Source organism: Pseudomonas sp. Snoq117.2, assembly GCF_900110545.1.
Taxonomy (GTDB): domain Bacteria; phylum Pseudomonadota; class Gammaproteobacteria; order Pseudomonadales; family Pseudomonadaceae; genus Chryseomonas; species Chryseomonas benzopyrenica.
This window is the reverse complement of sequence record NZ_FOED01000010.1, coordinates 25,185-44,745: the sequence shown is the minus strand read 5'-3', so window position 1 is coordinate 44,745 and position 19,561 is coordinate 25,185. Positions and strand designations below refer to the sequence as shown.

The following is a 19,561-nucleotide window of genomic DNA, read 5'->3' as shown; positions in this document are numbered from 1 at the left end:
ATAACTGAAACATCTTTGTGTGAGCCAGTGCGATGCCGATGTTTTGGCACCTCTTTATCATGCCGACGAGTGGCTGACGCTTTGAGGGATCATTCAGCCATAACACGGTCAATAGGTGGCCCAGTGATAGCACCAAGCGCCGTTTCTGGAACCGCTATAAAAACAGACTATTCACCGAGCTAACTTCAAAGGGAACGTTATGAATGACATGACGGCTTGTGCATCGTTGGACTCCGCTGTTCTATCCTCTACCCCCGTAATGCTGCTGCAACCCAAGGTGGAAAACTGGGTGGTGGTGTATGCGCACGGTGGCCTGATCGCCGACTTCGATGACGAGGCCTCAGCCCGCCGCGAAGCCGAGCAGTGGGCTGGAATCTGCCTGCGTCGCTAAAGACCGCTTTCGAATGATCTGCCTGCGCCATGGAAAGATGGAAAGCAGTCACAGGCAGTTCATTGCTCGCTCCAATGCCCTTTCCCTCCGTTCGGCTGATCGTCCCTCCCGGATCTAGACCCCGCGTCGTCCTGGCACAGGCTAACCTCCAGCCCTACCTAGCTCGCATTTCTGCGGCTTTCGCCTGGCATTAACGTCGCCTGGCGCACCTTCTGAGCAATACAGCGCAACTTCCTGACGTCTCTTCGGGCCTCATGGCGAATCGGGTCACCGCGACCCGTGCTCCCACCGTCTTCCGTCACTGTCCGGGACCTTGCCGATGACGCTACGCCTGAAAACCGCTCTCACGACCCTGCTCACTCTCTTCTGCCTAGCCATCGTGCCGGCCACCCGTGCCGATACGCGTGACTTCCCCACCGATCTGGTCGGACTGAACTTCTCCGGTGCCGGCTTCGCTCCTCATGTATTGCCGGGCAAGCCCGGCACCAACTACTTCTTTCCCGACGCCGGTCACTACCGACGCTGGGCGGCCAAAGGCATCCGCGTGATCCGCTTCCCGGTCATCTGGGAACGCCTGCAGCCCCGCCTGGGGCAGCCGCTGGATCCTGCCTATGCCAAGCTGATCGATAAGACCCTGGACAACGCCAAGCGCTATCGCATGCACGTGATCCTGGATCTGCACAATTACATGAGATACCGCGGGCAGATCATCGGCAGCGCGGCAGTGCCCTACCCGGCCTATGCCGATGTCCTGCGGCGGATCGCCCAGCGCTGGCACGAGCACCCCGCCCTCGCCGCCTACGACATCATGAACGAGCCCCACGATGCGGTTGAGCAATGGCCGATCGCGGCGCAGCACGGCATCGATGCGGTACGCGACGTGGACCGGGCGCGCCCGATCCTGATCGAGGGTAATGGCTGGTCCAGCAGCTATCTCTGGCCGCGCTACAACGCCAAGCTGCTCGGCCTCAGGGACCCGGCCGACAACCTGATCTATTCGGCGCACGTCTATTTCGACAACGACGGTGGCGGCAAATACCTCAAGAAAGACATGACCGACTTCGACCCGGACGTCGGCATCCGCCGGGTCGAGCCCTTCATCGCCTGGCTCAAGCAGCACGGCAAGCGTGGCCATATCGGCGAATTTGGCGTACCGGACAACGATCCCCGCTGGCTGGCGGCAATGGACCGGCTGCTGGCCCGTCTGCGCAAGGAATGCATTCCGGCCATGTACTGGGCAGCCGGCCCCAACTGGGGCGACTATCCGCTGGCGATCGAGCCGGTCAAGGGCAAACCCCGACCGCAATGGACCGTGCTGCAGAAGTACGTGAAGCCGGCCGACTGCACCGACCTGGGTCCTCGCTGAGACAAGGGCGCCACGGCCGAAGCCGAACGGCGCCCACTGCCACCCGTCAGCGATTTGCCTGAAAACAGGTGATTGCCGTCACAAAAGCCAGGGCCATGGACGGCCAAGCAAGAACTTGCTGGCTTTATGCGATCAAATTGTTACAGCAAGTAATAGTTCGACTATTAAGACGCTTGTACGACCACAAGAGCTAGGATGCCATGCCACCGTTCACCCCTCCGCTCCCTTCTCTTTCCCCCTAGCGGCTGCACTGCCTCCGCTTGCCTCGTCCTGCTGCACCGTCAGGGAATTCCCATGGAAAGATTCGTCGCTCTGGATAGCTTTCGCGGTCTATTGGCCGTCGCCGTTGTCCTCTTCCACACCTATGTCGCTCAGGCTGCCTCGGAAAATCCGCTGATAGCCAATGCCTACCTGTTCGTCGAATTCTTCTTCGTGCTGAGCGGCTTCGTGCTGATGCACACCTACGAAAATCGGCTGCGCACCCTGGACGACTATCGCGACTTCGCCATCAGTCGCTCGGCGCGGATCCTGCCACTGCACCTGGCCATGCTGGGCCTCTATGTGCTGCTGGAGAGCGGTCGCCTGTTGGCGGAAAAACTGGGGATCGGCTTCAACGATCCGGCCTTCAGCGGCGCCACCGCGCCCGAACAATTCCTGCCCAATCTGCTGCTGCTGCAATCCTGGCTGGGCGAGGCCATCACCGGCTCCTTCAACTACCCCTCCTGGAGCATCAGCATCGAGTACTACCTCTATCTGGTATTCGGCCTGCTGGTACTCAAGGGCCAGGGTCATCAGCGCCAGTGGTTCCTGGCGATCGCCCTGCTGGCCTTCGTGCAGCTGCTGTTTCCCATCCTGCCGCTGAAGACCGAGATCTTCCGTGGCCTGTCGTGCTTTTTCGCCGGCGCCTGTACCTATCGCCTCTATGTCTGGATCAAGCAGCACAATCAGGGGCAATTCGGTGGCACCCTTCTGGAGCTGGCGTGCCTGATCGCGGGTGTCGCGGTGATGACCTCGGATCTGCCGGTGCCCAAGAAGGGCGTGCTGGCGACCCTGGTGTTCTGCGTCACCATCCTCACCTTCGCCTTCGAGCGCGGCCTGGTCTCCAGCGTGCTGCACCAGGGGTTCTTCGTCCGCCTGGGCGTACTGTCCTATTCGATCTACCTCTGCCACGCCGCGGTGATCTTCGTGTTCAAGAGCGCCTTCATCGTGCTGGGCAAGCTGCTGCACCATGATCTCACGGTGGTGGCGCCCTCCCATGATGTGCCGGTGCCCTTCATGATCCGCTACATCGCCACCGGCAGCCCCGTGCTGGACAACCTGGTGGTACTGCTGGAACTGGGAGTGGTCTTCGCCTTCGCCTGCCTGACCCACAGATACATCGAGATCCCGGGCATGGCCCTGGGCAAGCGCCTGGTCCGCCGCAAACGCACCCCACCCTGCTGCGACGGCACCATCCAGCCGCAGCGCTGAGCGGAGCCCTGGCAGCCCCACCGCCCCAAGTCGGTGAGGCTGCGCTCTGCTATACTCCGCCCCCTCTTTTTTCTTCCCGCCCAGGTTCATCCATGACCACCCAGGCCGCCGAAGTCGCCAAGCGCCGTACCTTCGCCATCATTTCCCACCCCGACGCGGGCAAGACCACCATCACCGAAAAGCTGCTGCTGATGGGTCAGGCCATCGCCGTCGCGGGTACGGTGAAGTCGCGCAAATCCGATCGCCATGCGACCTCCGACTGGATGGAGATGGAAAAGCAGCGCGGCATCTCCATCACCACCTCGGTGATGCAATTCCCCTACCGCGAGCACATGATCAACCTGCTCGACACCCCCGGCCACGAAGACTTCTCCGAAGACACCTACCGCACCCTGACCGCGGTGGATTCGGCGCTGATGGTGCTCGACGGCGGCAAGGGCGTCGAACCCCGCACCATCGCCCTGATGGACGTCTGCCGCCTGCGCGACACCCCCATCGTCAGCTTCATCAACAAGCTCGACCGCGACATCCGCGACCCCATCGAACTGCTCGACGAGATCGAGGCGGTGCTCAAGATCAAGGCCGCCCCCATCACCTGGCCGATCGGCAGCTACCGCGACTTCAAGGGCGTCTATCACCTCTCGGACGACCGCATCTACGTCTACACCCCCGGCCATGGTCACGAGCGCATCGCCACCAAGACCATCGACAAGCTGGACTCCGATGAAGCCCGCGCGCACCTGGGCGATCTTTACGACCGCTTCGTCGAGGAGCTGGAACTGGTACAGGGCGCCTGTCACGAATTCGATGGCGAGGCCTTCCTGCGTGGCGAGATGACCCCGGTGTTCTTTGGTACCGCCCTGGGCAACTTCGGTGTCGACCAGGTGCTCGACGCCGTGGTGGACTGGGCCCCGCGCCCGCTGTCGCGCGCCGCCCACGAGCGGGTGGTGGAGCCGGTGGAAGAGAAGTTCTCCGGCTTCGTGTTCAAGATCCAGGCGAACATGGACCCCAAGCACCGCGACCGCATCGCCTTCATGCGCATCTGCTCGGGCAAGTACGAGAAGGGCATGAAGCTGCGCCACGTGCGCATTAAGAAGGACCTGAAGATCGCCGACGCCCTGACCTTCTTCTCCAGTGAGCGTGAGCACCTGGACGAGGCCTTCGCTGGCGACATCATCGGTCTGCACAACCACGGCACCATCCAGATCGGCGACACCTTCACCGAAGGTGAGCTGCTGGGCTTCACCGGGATCCCGCACTTCGCCCCGGAACTGTTCCGCCGCGTACGGCTCAAGGATCCGCTGAAATCCAAGCAGCTGCGCCAGGGTCTGCAGGAGCTGGCCGAGGAAGGCGCCACCCAGGTGTTCTTCCCCGAGCGCAACAACGACATCGTGCTGGGCGCGGTGGGCGTGCTGCAGTTCGACGTGGTCGCCAGCCGGCTGAAGGAAGAATACAAGGTGGAGTGCGCCTACGAGGCCATCAACGTCTGGTCGGCGCGCTGGATCGAGTGCGATGACAAGAAGAAGCTCGAAGACTTCAAGAACAAGGCCTTCGAGAACCTGGCGGTGGATGGCGGCGGTCACCTCACCTACCTGGCGCCAACCCGGGTCAACCTGGCGCTGATGGAAGAGCGCTGGCCGGAGATCAAATTCCGCGCCACCCGCGAGCACCACTAAGCGCTATCGTCCTGACCGGTGCGCCTGATACCGGTCAGGCGTACCTGCCCTCCCCCTGAACCCGTAGCGCCAGCTCAGCCCTGGTCGGAAGATTCGGCGGCGGCTTCCAGTTCGACCATCGTCAGCTCCAGCTCCGCCCGCTCGGTCCACTGACCGTCCAGTTCGGTGCGTACCGCCACGCCCAGTTCCTTGAAGTCAGCCACCTGCTTGACCAGGTTACCCGGGCCGCCCACCAGTTGGCCGCAGGCCTTGCGATAGGCTTCGCCGGCCTTGTCCAGACTCTTGCCGATGCCGTCCATGCTGCCGAGAAAGGTACGCAGCTTGTCGTAGACCTTGCCCGCGCGCTCGGCCAGCTCGGCGGTATGGCGATTCTGGTCCTCGAAGCGCCAGAGCTGGCGGACGATGTTGAGGCTGGTCAGCAGGGTGGTCGGCGTGGCCACCAGCACGTTCTGCTCGATGGCGCGCTGGAACAGGCTCTCGTCGGCCTTGAGCGCTTCGACGAAGGCCGATTCGATGGGAATGAAGAGAAAGACCATCTCCGGCGAATTCAGCCCCGGCAGGCTGAAGTACTCGCGATCGGCCAGCTCGCGGATGCGGTCGCCCACGGCGCGCACGTGCTCGCCCAGGGCCAGGCGACGCTCGCCTTCGTCCTCACTGTTGACGTAGCGGGTATAGGCATTGAGCGACACCTTGGCGTCCACCACCAGGTGCTTCTTCTGCGGCAGATGGACCAGCACATCCGGCCGCCGCCGCCCGGTCTCGGTGGTGAAGCTGCGTTCGCGGACGAAGTCGCGACCCTCGCGCAGGCCGGAACGCTCCAGCACATTTTCCAGGATCAGTTCACCCCAGTTGCCCTGGGCCTTCTTCTGGCCGCGCAGGGCGGTGGCCAGGTCGTGGGCTTCCTGGGTGATCTGCCGGTTGAGCTCCTTGAGGTCGAGCAACTGCTGGCCGAGGGCCGCCTGCTGCTGCACATCCTTGTGGTGGATGTCCTCGACCTTGGCGCGAAAGCCTTCGATCTGCTCGCGGAACGGCCGCAACAGGGCATCCAGCGATTGCTGGCTGTGCTGGGCGAAGGCCTGGCCCTTGGCGTCGAAGATGCGCCCGGCCAGTTGCTCGAATTCCAGCTTGAGTTGCTCGCGACTCTCGCGCAGCAGCAGCTGCTGCGCCTGGAAGTGCTCTTCCTTCTGCTCCAGGGTGGTCCTGAGCGTCGCATGCTCTTCGGCCAGGCGCGCATGGCGCTCCTGTACCTCGGCGTGCAGCTGTTGCTCGCGGTGCTGGCGTTCGCGCAGTTCGGCGAGCTGCTCCTGGCTGCCCTGCAGCTGGGCGCGGGCGGCCTCGGCCAGGGCGTGTTGTTCGGCGGCCTGCAACTGGGCCTGGCGGGTCTGCTGGCGCAACTCCGCCTCCAGCTCGCGATTGGCCTCCAGCTGGCGTTGCAGGGCGGCGGTGCGTTCGCGCTCGGCGCCCAGCTCCACCACCTGGCGACCATTGGCCAGCTCGGCCCGCTGCAGGTCGTCGCGCAGCATGTCGTAGCGCTCGGCGGCGCTGTCGAGTTGCTGTTGCAGATAGCGCTGGCGCCCGGTCAGCCAGACGGCCGAACCCGCCCAGCCGGCCAGCAGCAACAGGGGAAGCACAAGGGAAACGAAAGGCAGGGAAGTCATGGCGCTCTCATCGCGGACGGCTCCCCTCACCTTAGGCAGGCGCAGGAGGAGCGTCCAGCATTTATCTGTACATTTACACAGTGTTTCGCAAATCCAGGTCCAGCCCGCTGACACGGCGGACTCGACGGGCCACGGCCTCGGCGAAGATGCCGCCGCGGGCCTCGATCAGGGTGAAATCATCGCGTGCCCGGGTGATGCCGGTATAGACCAGCTCCTTGGTCAGCACCGGACTGAGCTGCTCGGGTAGCAGCAGCGCCGTGTGGGCGAACTCCGAGCCCTGGGATTTGTGCACGGTCATGGCGAACACCGTCTCCACCGCCGCCAGCCGACTGGGCAGGACGAATCTAAGACCGCCGCTGCCATCGCCACGGGGAAAGGCGACCCGCAGGACCTTGCGCCCGGGCTGGTTGGCGTCCGGCAGGCAGAGGGTGATGCCGATGTCACCGTTCATCAGGCCCAGGCTGTAGTCGTTGCGCGTCACCAGCACCGGGCGGCCCTCGTACCAGCCGTGCTCGCCCGTGAGCAAACCGGCGGTCAACAGGGCGTTGGCGATGCGCAGATTGAGGCCCTCCACGCCCCAGGGGCCCTTGCGCACGGCGCAGAGCAGCTGGAAGTCGTCGAAGGCGGCCAGCACCTGGCCGGCCCAGCGCGTCCAGACCGGATCCTCCAGCACGCTGTCGAGTTGCGGCCGCGTCTCATGCAGGACCTCAAGATAATGACGATAGCCACGGGCGCGCCCACGTCCTTCCAGTACCAGACGCTCCAGGGCGCGATCCTCCGGTCCCTTGAGCAGCACCCGGTGCAGGTCGGCGTAGCCGCCGTCGACCAGTACCTGTTGGGCACCCAGGCCATCCTGGGCATTGACCCGCCGTGCCAGTTGGCCGATGCCGCTGCCCGCGCCGAAGCGGCGCGAGCGCCTAAGCATCACTACCTGCTGGGCCAGGGCGTCACCCTGGTCATCGCCGACCGCCAGCGCCGCCTGGGCCAACGACTGACCGCTCACCCCTTCCAGCCAGGCCCGGGTCGTCGGGCTATAGCGCCCGGCTTCGGCATCCCGGCAGAGATCGCCCAGCACCGCGCCCGCCTCCACCGAAGCCAGCTGGTCCTTGTCGCCGAGCAGCACCAGGCGCGCTCGCGGCGGCAGGGCCGCCAGCAGGCTGGCCATCATCTCTAGGTCGATCATCGAGGCTTCGTCCACCACCAGCACGTCCAGCGGCAAGGGATGCCCGCGGTGATGGCGGAAGTGGCGGGTATTGGGTCGACTGCCCAGCAGCCGGTGCACCGTGGTGACCCCGGTGGGGATGTGCCGGCGCAGCTCGTCGTCCACCGGCAGGCGACTGACCTGGCCGCCGATGGATTCGGTGAGCCGCGCGGCCGCCTTGCCCGTGGGCGCGGCCAGGCGGATACGCAGGGGCCGACCGGCCGCCACCGCCGGCGCCTGGAGCAGCGCCAGCAGCCGCACCACGGTGGTGGTCTTGCCGGTCCCGGGGCCGCCGGTGACGATGCTGAAGGCACCACGCACCGCCAGGGCGCAAGCCAGCTTCTGCCAGTCGGGTTCGCCGCCCGCGTCGGGGTCCGGCGGAAACAGCCGGTCGAGACGCTCGGCGAGATCCGCCGGCAACGGCTCGGGGGTGGCCAGGCGCTGGCGCAGGCTGGCCGCCACCGCACGCTCGTAATTCCAGTAGCGGCGCAGATAGAGGCGCTCACCGCCCAGCACCAGCGGTCGCTCCGGACAGCTGCCGTCGGCATCGACCAGCACGCTGGCCAACAACGCCTGCCGCCAGGCCTCCAGGGTATGGCCGTGCAGCAACTGCGACGGCAACAGCGAGGTGCGCGCCTCGTCGCCCTCGGGCGGCAGCGACAGGGCGGCATCGGGATTGCGCAGGGTGGCGGCGAGATCCAGGCAGACATGGCCATGGCCGAGCTGATGGCTGGCCAGGGCCGCGGCCAGCAGCACCGCCGAGTCGCCCTGGGGCTCGAGCTCACCGAGAAAGCTGGTGAAGGCCCGGTCCACCTGGCGCAGCCAGCCGCGCTGCACCCAGAGCTCCAGCAGGCGAAAGAGGTCATCGCGCTGTTCGAGCGGTGCCAGGGGGCGCTCCTGGGCCAGGGACGCCAGGCGCAGCAGCCGTTCGGTAGCGGGGCTGAAATCAGACATGGGCAATCTCCGCACCGCTGAACAGCAAATCCAGGGTCTCGATCAGGGCCTGGGCGGGACGCTCGACGAAGACGCCGTGGCCGGCAAGATCGCAGCCGCGCAGGAAGAGGTAGACGGCGCCGCCGAAGTGGCGCTCGTAGCTGTAGCCGGGCAGCCGCGCCTTGAGCAGGCGGTGCACGGCCAGGCTGTAGAGCACGTACTGTAGGTCGTAACGCTTGGCCAGGACGGCGGCTTCCATGGCCGCGCGGGTATAGGCGCCGGCCTCGGCGCCCAGCCAGTTGGACTTGTAATCCACCACGAAATAGCGCCCCTCGTACTCGAACACCAGGTCGATGAAGCCCTTGAACAGACCATTGAGCTGGCCCGGCTCCAGCATCGGCCGTGCCTGGCCGCCATGGGTGCCGCGGCGGACCAGATCGTCAAGCCGCTCCAGATCGACGCCATGGGTGGCGAACCAGAATTCCATCTCCACCTGATAGCGCGCCAGTTCGCCCAGGCGCTGGCCTCCCCCCGGCAAGGGCAGCGGCAGCTCCAGCAACTGGCGCAGCCAGCCCTGCAGGATGGGAATCCAGTGATTCCAACCGCGTCGCTGGCAACGCCGGGCGATCAGGTCGTCCAGCCGCTCGGGCGCGGCCTGGATGGCGGCGAAGCCTTCTTCGCCGACCCACTCCAACAGGCTGTGCAGGAAGGTGCCCGGACCGGGGCCGCGGGGAAAGCGATGAAGGTCTTCGCCGGCCGCGGGCTGGCGAGCCTCGTCCGGGGCGAGACGGTCATCGTCGAACAGCTTCTGGGCCGCCGGGGTGTCCAGGTCCAGCTCCAGGTTCAGCTGGCCTTCCTCCCGCGCTTCGCCCAGACGCGTGCCGATGCGCAGGGCGCTGTAGGAGGCGATCCACCAGTCCTCGCGGGCCGCGCGACGGGCCGTCAGCGCCCTGAGGGTCACCGGAGCCTCGCGGGCTTCGGGCAGCCGGGTCGGATCCGCCTCGGGCAGCGGCAGGATAAGGGTGTCGGATTGCGCGCCGATCAGGGTGGCCAGCGCCGTGCCCAGCGCCGCCGAACTCGCCAGGGGCTCGCCGCCGGTGGCCAGATAACCCAGGGCGCTGCGGGCGAAGCCAGACTCCTTGCTGCGGCCACGTTTGAGATCGGCCACCCCGACCCAGCAGGCGTGCCGGGCCCGGGTCAGGGCGACATAGAGCAGCCGCAGGTCTTCAGCCAGGCGTTCGTCGTCGGCGCGGGCCAGCTCCTCGGCGGAGGGTTTGAAGGTACGGCGCACCTGCCCCTGGTCGTCGTGATAGCGCAGTGGCAGGCTGGCGCCCTCCTCGGCGCGATAGGCGCAGGCGAAGGGCAGGAACACCAGCGGATACTCCAGGCCCTTGGACTTGTGCACCGTCACCACCTTGACCAGCTCGGCGTCGCTTTCCAGGCGCAGGATCTGCTCGTCGGCGGCGCCTTGGGCGGCCAGCTGCTCGGCCAGGTGGCGGATCAGCGCCTGTTCGCCGTCCAGCTCGCCGGCGGCGCGCTGCAGGAGTTCGGCGAGGTGCAGCAGATTGGTCAGCACCCGCTCGCCGTCGGCGCGGGCCATCAGCCGCTGCGGCAGGCGGAAGTCCTGCAGCAGGCGGCGCAACATGGGCAACACGCCCTGAGTGCGCCAGAGCTGGCGATAGCCACGGAATTGCAGCACCCGCAACTCCCAGGCCTGCTCGTCGTGGTTGAGGGCATCGAGCTCGGCGAGTGGCAGGTCGAGGGTCAGGCTGCCCAGGGCTGCGCGCAGTCGACGATCCACATCGGGCTCGGCACAGGCCTTGAGCCAGTCCAGCAGGCAGCGGGCCTCCTGGGCGGTGAACACCGAATCCTTGTCCGACAGGTAGACGCTGCGCACCCCACGGCGCACCAGGGCCTGGCGGACCGCCTGGGCCTCGCTGCCGGCGCGCACCAGGATGGCGATATCGGCGGGCCGCAGCGGCACCAGTTCGCCGTCTTCACGGCGAAAGCCAGCCTTGCCCTCGGCGGCCAGGCTCAGCAGCCGGACGATCTCGCTGGCGGTGCTCTCGGCCAGGGCGGCGCGATAGGCGGTACCGGCCAGCGGCTCGTCGCCGGCCAGTTGCCAGAAGGTCAGGGCCGCGCCCGGTACGCCGTCGGTTTCCAAGGCTTCGCGCCGGCCCTGGGCGCGGACCGGTTCGAAGGGCACCGGATTGTCCTCGCCCTGGCGGAACAGGAAGGCGGCGCGCGGTGCCGTCATCTCGCCATGCTGGAATACCTGGTTGACCGCCGCGACCATGGCGGCGGTGGAGCGGAAGTTGGTGTCCAGCGAATGCAGGTGGCCGGCATTGGCGCGGCGGGCCTGCAGATAGGTATGGATATCGGCGCCGCGGAAGGCATAGATGGCCTGCTTGGGATCGCCGATCAGGAACAGCCCGGTGCCCTCTCCTGCGCCGTAGACGGTGCTGAAGATGCGGTACTGCACCGGATCGGTGTCCTGGAATTCGTCGATCAGCGCCACCGGAAACTGCTCGCGGATCAGCGCCGCCAGTCGTGCGCCAGCGCCATCGGCCTGCAGTGCCCGATCCAGACGGGTGAGGATGTCGTCGAAGCCCAGCTCGGCTCGGCGCAGCTTCTCGCGCTCGAATTTCTGCTGCACCCAGGCCGCGGCGTGTTCCAGCAGGGGCACCTCGGGACTGGGCAGCTCGGCCAGTTGCCCGGGCAGGCGCGCCATGGCCGCCAGGGCCGGATGATCCGGCGGGCTGGCCTTGGTCCAGACCTCGGCGAAGCCCTCCTCGGTCAGCCGGGTGAAGCCGGTGCCGATATCGAGGTCTTCACCGGTGGGGTTGTCCGCCCAGGCGACCAGCTTGTCGCACCAGGGCCCGAAGAACCGCTTCTGCAATTTGCGACCATCGACCACCTTGGCGTCGCAGCCGGCCTGGCAGAGATCGCGCAACTCTTCCGCCCACTGGGCCCAGGGCGCCTTGAGCCGTGCCAACCGCTCTCGGCGTTCGGCCAGGGCGGTGGCCAGCAAGGCGGCGGGTTCGCCCCTGGGCGCACCCAAGGCCTCGCTCAACAGGGGTCGCAGGCGCAAGGCCAGGGCGCGGGGTTCGCCCCAGTGCTCGATCACCCAGTCCAGCGCCTCGCCCTCCAGCGGATAGCAGAAGCGCCGCCAGTAGTCGCGCACCACCTGGGCGAGCAATTCACTCTGGTCCTGCTCCAGGTTCTGCACGAAGAGACTGCCGCTGTCGAAGGCGTGCTCGCGCAGCATGCGTTGGCACCAGCTGTGGATGGTGGAGACGGCCGCCTCGTCCATCCACTGGGCGGCGATGTCCAGGCGCCGGGCGCAATCGGCCCAGGCCTCGGCGGGAAAGTCCTCGCGCAATTCGGCAAGCAAGGGATCGGGCGCCACGATCTCGTCACGGAAGAAGCGCGCCGCCTCGGCCAGGCGATGACGAATGCGGTCGCGCAACTCCTGGGTGGCGGCCTCGGTAAAGGTCACCACCAGGATCTGCGGCGGCAACAGGTCGCGGCCAAAGGCCGTCTCGGACGTACCATGGCCCAGCACCAGACGCACATAAAGCGCGGAGATGGTGAAGGTCTTGCCGGTGCCGGCACTGGCTTCGATGAGCTGATTGCCCTGCAGCGGAAAGCGCAGGGCGAGCGGACGCTGGCTCATGCCTGTCCCTCCCCACCAACCACCTGCCAGCCGGCGGTATGCACCGGCGCATAGAGGGTCTGGCACCAGCCGTCGAATTCCTCGTCGGCCAGCAAGGCGGCGAAGTCCGGATACTGCCGACGCAGCGCCGGATGGGTCGCCGCCTCGCCCTGATAGGCCTGCTCGGCCGCGGCCAGGGCCTTGTCCGGCTCATTGGCCAGCCAGGCGAAGGCGGTGCGCGGCGCCACCGGCAGCGGACGCCGCTGGCCCAGTGCCCAGGCATCAAGCAATTCGTTCAGCTGACGTCGGGCCAGCTCAGCGTCCAGCGGCGCCAGCAGCAGGGTCAGATCGGTCGCCACCACCGCGGTGGTCAATTTCAGGCCACCCGCTGCAGCGACCAGATGCTGCACCCAGGGCCGTAGCAATCGGTGCCATTTGCGGGTACGGGTGCTGCCCAGGCCATTGGCCTGAGCGGTCAGGGCCAGCAGCCCTTCAGGACCACGACGCAGGCGTTCGAGGTTGGCCACCAATTGCAGCGCTTTGTGTTCGAGATCCAGGGTCACGGCCTCTTCCAGGGGTTCGGGCCAGCGTAGCGTCAGGGCTTCGACCTGGGCGACCACAGCAGGCAGAGGCTCGCGCAAGGCCCGCCCGGCCCGCTCGCCAAAACCCGCCAGCGGCAAGCGACCACTGCCGCGCAGGCGCTCCGCGGCGGCCATGAGCGCCTGGTCGGCCTCGACCGGCTCAGCCAGTGCCGCCGTCAGCAGGTCCTCGCCCAACTGGTAGCGGGTCAGGGCATCCAGACCGAAGGGCTCTTCGTCTTCCGCCGGCGCATCGGGCGCCGCGAAATGCACCTTGAGTCGATTGGCGAAGAACAGATCCACCGGTCCGCGCAGAAAGCGGGCGAGATCATCGAGGCCCAAGGGCTCTTCGGGTACCAGCGGCGGCAGCAGGGCATCCTCGTCGCGCGTGGTGCGGTCATGCACGCCCAGCCATTCAGCGGCAAAGCTGAAATACCCACGTTCGCCGCGGAAGTAACGGGCGCTGAAGGGTTGCAGCGGATGCTCCTGGGTCAGGGCCGCCAGGAGGCGCTCCGGCTCCTCTTCATGCCCCGCCAGCCGCCAACCGGCCTGGAGATGGTCACGCAACTGGGCGACCAGCACCGACGGCGGGCGCTCGCTGTTGTCGCGGATGCTGCGCCCCACCCAGCTGACATAGAACTGATCGCGCGCCGAGAGCAATGCCTCCAGCAGCAGATAGCGATCGTCCTCGCGCCGCGAGCGGTCACCGGGGCGATAGTCCTGGGCCATGAGGTCGAAATCCAGCGGCGACTGGATGCGCGGATAGGCACCGTCGTGCATGCCCAGCAGACAGACCACGCGGAAGGGGATGGCGCGCATGGGCATCAGGGTGCAGAAATTGACCGCCCCGGCGAGAAAGCGCTGGGCCAGGCCCCCGCTGTCCAGTCCGGCCAGCCAGGCCTCGCGGACCACGGTGAGCGGCAGCTCTTCGTCCAGGGCGACGTCCTCGCACAGTTCGAGCCAGCGCTCGCGTAGATTTTCCAGCTGCTCCAGCAGGTATTCGTCATGCTCGTCCTGGGCGCTGAAGAACAGCGCCAGCAGCGCCTGCAGGCGGGCGCCCCACTCCGCCGGCCGGGCCGGCTGGGCCAGCGCCGCCTGGGCCGCATCCAGCGCATCGAGCAGATCCACAAGCGGCCCGACCAGCGCCGCGTCCAGGCCACCCACCTCGTCGAAGGGCTCGATATCGCCCAGGGCGGCGCCGCTACCCACGGCGTAGCCCAGCAGCATGCGCCTCAGGCCGAAGCGCCAGGTGTTCTGGGTCAGGCCTTCGGGCAGGTCGAGGCGACTGCGCTGCTCGGCATCCAGCCCCCAGCGCACGCCGGCGCCCTCCAGCCAGAGGTGCAGGGTCGGCAGGTCGCCCTCACGGAGGCCGAAGCGGGTACGCAGGGCCGGGACGTCCAACAGGTCGAGGATCTCGCTCAGGGCGAAGCGGCTGTCGGGCAGCTGCAGCAGATGCTCCAGGGCGATCAGCAACGGCTGGAAACCGCGCTGGTGCTGGTCGGCCAGGCTGAAGGGAATGAAACGCGGATCCTGGCGGTCGAGCTGGCCGAACACCGCACGGATGTGCGGCGCATAGGCGTCGATGTCCGGCACCATGACGATGACGTCGCGCGGCCGGAGGCTGCTGTCGCTGTTGAAGCGCGCCAGGAGCTGATCGTGGAGGATCTCCACCTCGCGCTGTGGACTGTGAGCCACATGGAAACGCATGGACCTGTCCCGCGCCGGATCCACTGCCGGCCAGCGTTCGCGGGTCTCGGCCAGCGGGCGCAGCTCGAGGATATCGTCCTGCAACTGACCGAGCAGATGCTGGGGTTCAGTCTCGGCGAAGAGGTCGATGCGTCCGCCGTTGAGGTCCTCGAACAGCCGACGATAACCGTCGGGCTCGTCGAATTCGTCCAGCAGATGGATGTAGTCGCGACCCTGCTTGCCCCAGCTCGCCAGCAGCGGCTGGCCATGCTGGTGCAGCGCCTCGGCATCCAGGGTTTGCGGCATGCCCGGCTTGCGCTGCTGGCGTCGGTAGTTCTGCCGCAGGAGATCCTGGTCGGCAACGATGTCTGACCAGTGGTGGCGACAGGGATTGTGTACGCAGAGCAGCACCTGGCTGAACTGGGCCAGGGCAGCCAGAGCTTCGAGGGTCTGCGCCGGGATCGCCGACAGACCAAAGATCACTACCCGCCGCGGCAGACCGGCCGGCGCTTCGGTAGCCGCGCGCATCACCTCCAAAAAGCGCCGGTGCACGCCGGCCCGGCTGCGGGCCAGACCACCATCGCCCACATCGTCCAGCAGCGCCCGCCACAGCTGCGCCTGCCAACGGCAACTTTCCGGCAAGGGACGCCGACCGTCGCGCAGGCTGGCCAGCAGATCGCGACCCGCCGCCCAGTCGTTGAGCCAGTCGGCGCGATAGACTTGGTAGCCGTCATAGAGATCGGCCAGGCGCTCGGCCAGCTGGTATCTCTTGCGCAGATCGCCGTCATCGTCGAGAAAACGCCGCAGTGCGGCGAAGTCGGGCTGCAGGAGCAGGGTCGGCAGGAGTCGCATCAGGCGCCAGGTCAGGGGTGCGCGATCCAGCGGCGAGGATGGCGGTACCTGGTCACGGCCCAGTACCTGACGGTAGGTCCGCCAGAGAAAGGCCGCCGGCAGTTGCACTTCCAGCGCCGCAGCCACCCCGCAGCCGCCCTCGTCGTCCCCGCGCGGATCCTCGGCCAGCGCCAGCTTGAGCCATTGGGCGATGCCATTGCTCTGCACCAGCACCTGTTCGTTTTCCAGCGGCGCCAGGGGATAGCGCCGCATCCAGCCGACCGCCAGGCCGCGCAGCTCTTCGAGCCGGTTGCCGTGTACCACCATGAATCCGGGAGTGAGCGCCTCGGACATCCTACGCCTCGCTGTTCGCTGTCTGCGGCCAGGGTAAGGATCACCCGCGCCGGATACCAGTCCGCAATGTGCTGACCGACGCATGACGCAGCGCACAGCCGCTCCCGTCTCCCCGCCTGAGACGGGGCTCCAGCCGGTAGACTCGGCCTCTATCGGCCGCTGGCCATCGACAGGATGTTTTCATGCGTTTCCTCGTTGCCCTTCCCCTGCTCCTGGGCGCTGCCCTCGCCCATGCCGATAACGGCGAACCCGTCGACTGCGCCAGCCTGCAGGCCCAGTTGCCACTGCCGCTGCTCCAGCAGACCTCCGGCCTGCCCCTGGCCTATGCCCGGCAGATCGCCGGCGGCTGCGCCTTCACCGATCGTGACACCGGCCAGCCGGCCAACTATCTGCTGGGCCTGTCGGCGGGCTACGAGAACGGTGGCAGGGCGCTGCCCAAGCTGCGGCGACAGGTGCAATCGCTCAGCGAGCAACTGGAGTGCAAGGCTATCGACGGCCTCGGCGAAGGCGCCAGTGCCTGCAGCAAGCCCTTGCTGGGCACCCAGGTGTTCTTTATCAAGCGCGACCGCATCCATACGGTGACGGCGTCGAGTCCGCTGGAATACGAGAAACCCGAACTGGCGGCCAAGCTGCGCCAGGCCGCTCTGGCGACTGCCAAGGCTTGGTCGCAACGGCTGTAGCGCACGACCTAGTGGCCGCGCCGATTGAGGTCTTCGGAATAGAGATCGTCTTCCAGCTCGTTGCCGGGAATGGCGTGCTCTTCCGCCGCCCAGGCCCCCAGGTCGATCAGTTTGCAGCGGTCGGAACAGAAGGGCCGATTGGCGCTCTTTTCGCTCCATTCCACGGGTGCGCCGCAGGTGGGGCAGTCCACGGTGAGAGTGCTCATGCTTGGCCTCCGTCAAGGGTCAGATAAAAGGAATGCAGGCGCTCCACCTCGGTGTGGAGCGTGGCGAGATCGCCATCGTTGCAGATGACGTCATCCGCCTTGGCCAGCCGCTCGGTACGCGACAGCTGGGCCGCCAGGATGGCTCGTACCTGAGCCTCGTCCACCCCGTCACGGCGCATGGCTCGCTCAAGCTGGAGCGCTTCCGGCGCGTCTATCACCAACCCGCGGCGGACCAGTGCCCGTTGCCCGGATTCGAACAGCAGCGGCGACACCAGGATGGCATAGGGCGACGCGGCCCGGGCCAGGGCCGCCAGGATTTCCTGGCGAATCAGGGGGTGCAGCAGGGCTTCGAGCCAGCGCCGCTGGGCCGGATCGGCAAAAATCGCCGCCCGCAGCGCCGCCCGGTCCAGGCTGCCGTCCGGTTGCAAGACAGCCGGCGAAAAATGCCCGGCGATCTCGGCCAGCGCCGGTCGGCCCGGCTCCACCACCCAACGGGCGGCCTGGTCGGCGTCGACACAGGTGATGCCCAGACGGGCGAAATGCTCGGCAGCGGCGCTCTTGCCACTGCCGATGCCCCCAGTCAGGCCGAGGGTCCAGGCAGAAGTCATCGGAATCCGGCGAAGTTCAGGTACAGGCCGGTTATTTGATCACCCCAGAGCAAGGCAATCCACCCCGCCACGGCCAGATAGGGACCGAAGGGCAAGGGCGTACTGGTTTCCGCCCGCCGCAGCCGCAGGGTGATGACGCCCAGAATGGCGCCCACCAGCGACGACAGCAGGATGGTCAGCGGCAGAATCTGCCAACCGCCCCAGGCACCGAGTAGCGCCAGCAACTTGAAGTCGCCATAGCCCATGCCCTCCTTGCCGGTCATCAGACGGAACAGCTGGAATACCAGCCACAGACTCAGATAGCCCGCCACCGCCCCCCAGACGGCATCGCCGAGGTTGGTGAACAGCCCGAACTGATTGGCGATCAACCCCAGCCACAACAGCGGCAGGACGATCACGTCCGGCAACAGCTGATGATCGGCATCGATCAGACTGGCCGCCAGCAGCCCCCAGGTCAGCAGCAGGAAAGCCCCGCCCTGCCAGGTGACGCCTAGATGCCAGATCACCCAGGCGGATAGCAGTCCGCAGGCCAACTCCACCAGCGGATAGCGCAGGCTGATCGTCGCCTGGCAGCCCTTGCAACGACCGCGCAAGAGCAGATAGCTCAACACTGGCACATTTTCCCAGGGCCGTACGGCACGCTGGCAATGGGGGCAACGGGAACCAGGCCGCGCCAGGTTGAAAGGCGCCCCTTCCGGCTCGGCCGGCAGCTCCAGCACCTCACGCGCCTCCGCCTGCCAGTCGCGTCTCAGCATCACCGGCAGCCGATAGACCACTACATTGAGAAAGCTACCCACCAGCAGCCCCAGGACCAGCGCGCACAGCGCCGCAGCGAGCGGCGCGCCGGCCAGGAATTCCAGCAGCGCCATCAGACCACCGAGCCGAGCTGGAAGATAGGCAGATACATGGCGATGATCAGACCACCCACCAGAACACCCAGAACCGCCATGATCATCGGCTCCATCAGGGTGGTGAGGTTGTCGACCATGTTGTCGACCTCGTCTTCATAGAAGGTCGCGACCTTGGACAGCATCTCGTCCAAGGAACCGGACTCCTCGCCGATGGCCGTCATCTGGATGGCCATGGACGAGAACACCCCGGTGGTACGCATGGAGAAGTTGAGCTGCATACCGGTGGAGACATCACCCTTGATCTTCTCCACGGCATTGCGGAACACCACGTTGCCGGTCGCACCCGCCACCGAATCGAGAGCATCCACCAGCGGCACACCGGCCGCAAAGGTGGTGGCCAGCGTGCGGGCATAACGGGCAATGGCCGATTTATAGAGAATGGAGCCGATCAACGGGATTTTCAGCAGTCCACGGTCGACCGCGTCGCGGAACTTCTCCGATTTCTTATAGAAATGCCGCAGGACGAAAGCCAATACGAAGAGCCCGCCCAGTACCAGCAACCACCACTCCTGCAGTACCTCGGAAATGGCGATGACCATGAGTGTGAACGCCGGCAACTGAGCACCGAAACCCTCGAACACCGACTGGAATTGAGGTACTACCTTGATCAACAGAATAGCCGAGACGATCACCGCGACTACCACTACTGCCGCCGGATAGGTCATGGCCTTCTTGATCTTCTTTTTCAGCGCCTCGGTCTTTTCCTTGTAGGTGGCCACTCGATCCAGCAAGGTCTCCAGGGCACCGGATTGCTCGCCAGCGTCTACCAGGTTGCAATAGAGATCGTCGAAGTATTGAGGCTGCTTGCGCAGGGAATTGGCCAGGCTGTTACCCGCGGCGACATCCTGCTTGATGTCGTCGACCATCTTGCGCATGTTGGGATTGTCGAAGCCTTCGCCAATGATGTCGAAGGCCTGCAGCAGGGGCACACCTGCGCTCATCATGGTCGCCAGCTGCCGGGTGAACAGGGCGATATCCATGGGCTTGATCTTCTTGCCCTTGCCGAACAGCGACACCGACTTCTTGCGCACCCGGGTCGGGTTGATCCCCTGCTTGCGCAACTGCGCCTTGATCAGCGCAGGATTTAGGCCCGTCATCTCGCCCTTCACCTTGGTCCCTTTGCGATCGGTTCCCTCCCAGGTGAAGCTGCCCATCTTGATAGCTTTATCGGCCATGGCCTCGACTCACAAAGACTCGGCCCGTCGAGACGGGCCCGTCAAAAGAATGCTCTATGCAGAGCGGGTTGCGGCTTTAGAGGCAAGCATCGCGCCATATGCCGGAGTTGCCCTGTGATGCTGAGGCCTTATGTGCGATCAACAACCGCCGCTCTGATCAAGTCCCCTCTCCCTCTGGGAGA

At 66.1% G+C, this 19,561-nt stretch carries 13 protein-coding genes; 5 read left to right on the top strand and 8 right to left on the bottom strand.

The genetic code is table 11. The features are described 5' to 3' along the window. Window positions 1-199 precede the first annotated feature (199 nt). From BMZ43_RS26165 to BMZ43_RS20220, 4 genes are all read left to right on the top strand, one after another. A complete protein-coding gene (locus BMZ43_RS26165) occupies window positions 200-391 on the top strand; it encodes a hypothetical protein (RefSeq protein WP_143075287.1) in 192 nt (63 codons plus the stop codon). 319 nt (window positions 392-710) lie between these two features. Next, window positions 711-1,757: a glycoside hydrolase family 5 protein gene (locus BMZ43_RS20230; RefSeq protein WP_093256082.1), complete on the top strand. Its 1,047-nt coding sequence runs from the start codon at window positions 711-713 to the stop codon at window positions 1,755-1,757. Between the two features lie 294 nt (window positions 1,758-2,051). Next, a complete protein-coding gene (locus BMZ43_RS20225; protein ID WP_017640812.1) occupies window positions 2,052-3,227 on the top strand; it encodes an acyltransferase family protein in 1,176 nt (391 codons plus the stop codon). Window positions 3,228-3,319: 92 nt separating this feature from the next. After that, on the top strand, window positions 3,320-4,903 hold the full coding sequence (locus tag BMZ43_RS20220; RefSeq protein WP_064307861.1) for a peptide chain release factor 3: 1,584 nt from the start codon (window positions 3,320-3,322) through the stop codon (window positions 4,901-4,903). A 74-nt stretch (window positions 4,904-4,977) separates the two neighbouring features. Here BMZ43_RS20220 and rmuC read toward each other — a convergent pair whose 3' ends face one another. The 4 genes from rmuC to recC all read right to left on the bottom strand — a co-directional run bounded on the left by rmuC (window position 4,978) and on the right by recC (window position 15,799). Then, complete coding sequence (gene rmuC / locus BMZ43_RS20215) at window positions 4,978-6,561, bottom strand: DNA recombination protein RmuC (RefSeq protein WP_017640814.1); 1,584 nt, start codon at window positions 6,559-6,561, stop codon at window positions 4,978-4,980. A gap of 73 nt (window positions 6,562-6,634) precedes the next feature. Next, window positions 6,635-8,716 carry an exodeoxyribonuclease V subunit alpha gene (recD, locus tag BMZ43_RS20210; RefSeq protein WP_093256080.1) on the bottom strand — a complete coding sequence of 694 codons (2,082 nt, stop codon included), beginning with the start codon at window positions 8,714-8,716 and terminating at the stop codon, window positions 6,635-6,637. After that, complete coding sequence (recB, locus tag BMZ43_RS20205; protein ID WP_093256077.1) at window positions 8,709-12,371, bottom strand: exodeoxyribonuclease V subunit beta; 3,663 nt, start codon at window positions 12,369-12,371, stop codon at window positions 8,709-8,711. The genes recD and recB overlap by 8 nt, the downstream gene beginning before the upstream one ends. Next, window positions 12,368-15,799 (bottom strand): exodeoxyribonuclease V subunit gamma, encoded by a 3,432-nt coding sequence (recC, locus tag BMZ43_RS20200; protein ID WP_093256075.1) that lies wholly within the window; start codon window positions 15,797-15,799, stop codon window positions 12,368-12,370. Before recC ends, recB begins: the two co-directional genes overlap by 4 nt. Window positions 15,800-15,981: 182 nt before the next feature. On the opposite strand from recC, the gene BMZ43_RS20195 reads away from it, so the two are divergent. Then, a complete protein-coding gene (locus BMZ43_RS20195) occupies window positions 15,982-16,479 on the top strand; it encodes a hypothetical protein (protein WP_068383484.1) in 498 nt (165 codons plus the stop codon). Window positions 16,480-16,487: 8 nt separating this feature from the next. Here the strand turns inward: BMZ43_RS20195 and yacG are convergent, their stop codons facing one another. The 4 genes from yacG to BMZ43_RS20175 are packed head-to-tail and all read right to left on the bottom strand — an operon-like array spanning window position 16,488 to window position 19,379. Further along, window positions 16,488-16,685, bottom strand: coding sequence for a DNA gyrase inhibitor YacG (gene yacG / locus BMZ43_RS20190; protein ID WP_007160931.1), 198 nt, complete (start codon window positions 16,683-16,685; stop codon window positions 16,488-16,490). After that, window positions 16,682-17,293, bottom strand: a complete 612-nt coding sequence (gene coaE / locus BMZ43_RS20185; protein ID WP_093256072.1) for a dephospho-CoA kinase — start codon at window positions 17,291-17,293, stop codon at window positions 16,682-16,684. The genes yacG and coaE overlap by 4 nt, the downstream gene beginning before the upstream one ends. Beyond that, the gene (locus tag BMZ43_RS20180; protein ID WP_093256070.1) at window positions 17,290-18,162 is read right to left on the bottom strand and encodes a prepilin peptidase; all 873 of its coding nucleotides are present in this window, start codon (window positions 18,160-18,162) and stop codon (window positions 17,290-17,292) included. Before BMZ43_RS20180 ends, coaE begins: the two co-directional genes overlap by 4 nt. Next, window positions 18,162-19,379 carry a type II secretion system F family protein gene (locus BMZ43_RS20175; protein WP_093256067.1) on the bottom strand — a complete coding sequence of 406 codons (1,218 nt, stop codon included), beginning with the start codon at window positions 19,377-19,379 and terminating at the stop codon, window positions 18,162-18,164. Before BMZ43_RS20175 ends, BMZ43_RS20180 begins: the two co-directional genes overlap by 1 nt. Window positions 19,380-19,561: the final 182 nt, after the last annotated feature.

Excerpts from the sequence above, each read along its gene's own strand:
- BMZ43_RS20225 (WP_017640812.1), top strand. The coding sequence starts at position 2,052 with ATGGAAAGATTCGTCGCTCTGGATAGCTTTCGCGGTCTATTGGCCGTC.
- BMZ43_RS20195 (WP_068383484.1), top strand. The coding sequence starts at position 15,982 with ATGCGTTTCCTCGTTGCCCTTCCCCTGCTCCTGGGCGCTGCCCTCGCC.
- BMZ43_RS20175 (WP_093256067.1), bottom strand. The coding sequence starts at position 19,379 with ATGGCCGATAAAGCTATCAAGATGGGCAGCTTCACCTGGGAGGGAACC.
- BMZ43_RS20180 (WP_093256070.1), bottom strand. The coding sequence starts at position 18,162 with ATGGCGCTGCTGGAATTCCTGGCCGGCGCGCCGCTCGCTGCGGCGCTG.
- BMZ43_RS26165 (WP_143075287.1), top strand. The coding sequence starts at position 200 with ATGAATGACATGACGGCTTGTGCATCGTTGGACTCCGCTGTTCTATCC.
- BMZ43_RS20230 (WP_093256082.1), top strand. The coding sequence starts at position 711 with ATGACGCTACGCCTGAAAACCGCTCTCACGACCCTGCTCACTCTCTTC.
- rmuC (WP_017640814.1), bottom strand. The coding sequence starts at position 6,561 with ATGACTTCCCTGCCTTTCGTTTCCCTTGTGCTTCCCCTGTTGCTGCTG.
- recC (WP_093256075.1), bottom strand. The coding sequence starts at position 15,799 with ATGTCCGAGGCGCTCACTCCCGGATTCATGGTGGTACACGGCAACCGG.
- BMZ43_RS20220 (WP_064307861.1), top strand. The coding sequence starts at position 3,320 with ATGACCACCCAGGCCGCCGAAGTCGCCAAGCGCCGTACCTTCGCCATC.
- yacG (WP_007160931.1), bottom strand. The coding sequence starts at position 16,685 with ATGAGCACTCTCACCGTGGACTGCCCCACCTGCGGCGCACCCGTGGAA.
- coaE (WP_093256072.1), bottom strand. The coding sequence starts at position 17,293 with ATGACTTCTGCCTGGACCCTCGGCCTGACTGGGGGCATCGGCAGTGGC.
- recB (WP_093256077.1), bottom strand. The coding sequence starts at position 12,371 with ATGAGCCAGCGTCCGCTCGCCCTGCGCTTTCCGCTGCAGGGCAATCAG.
- recD (WP_093256080.1), bottom strand. The coding sequence starts at position 8,716 with ATGTCTGATTTCAGCCCCGCTACCGAACGGCTGCTGCGCCTGGCGTCC.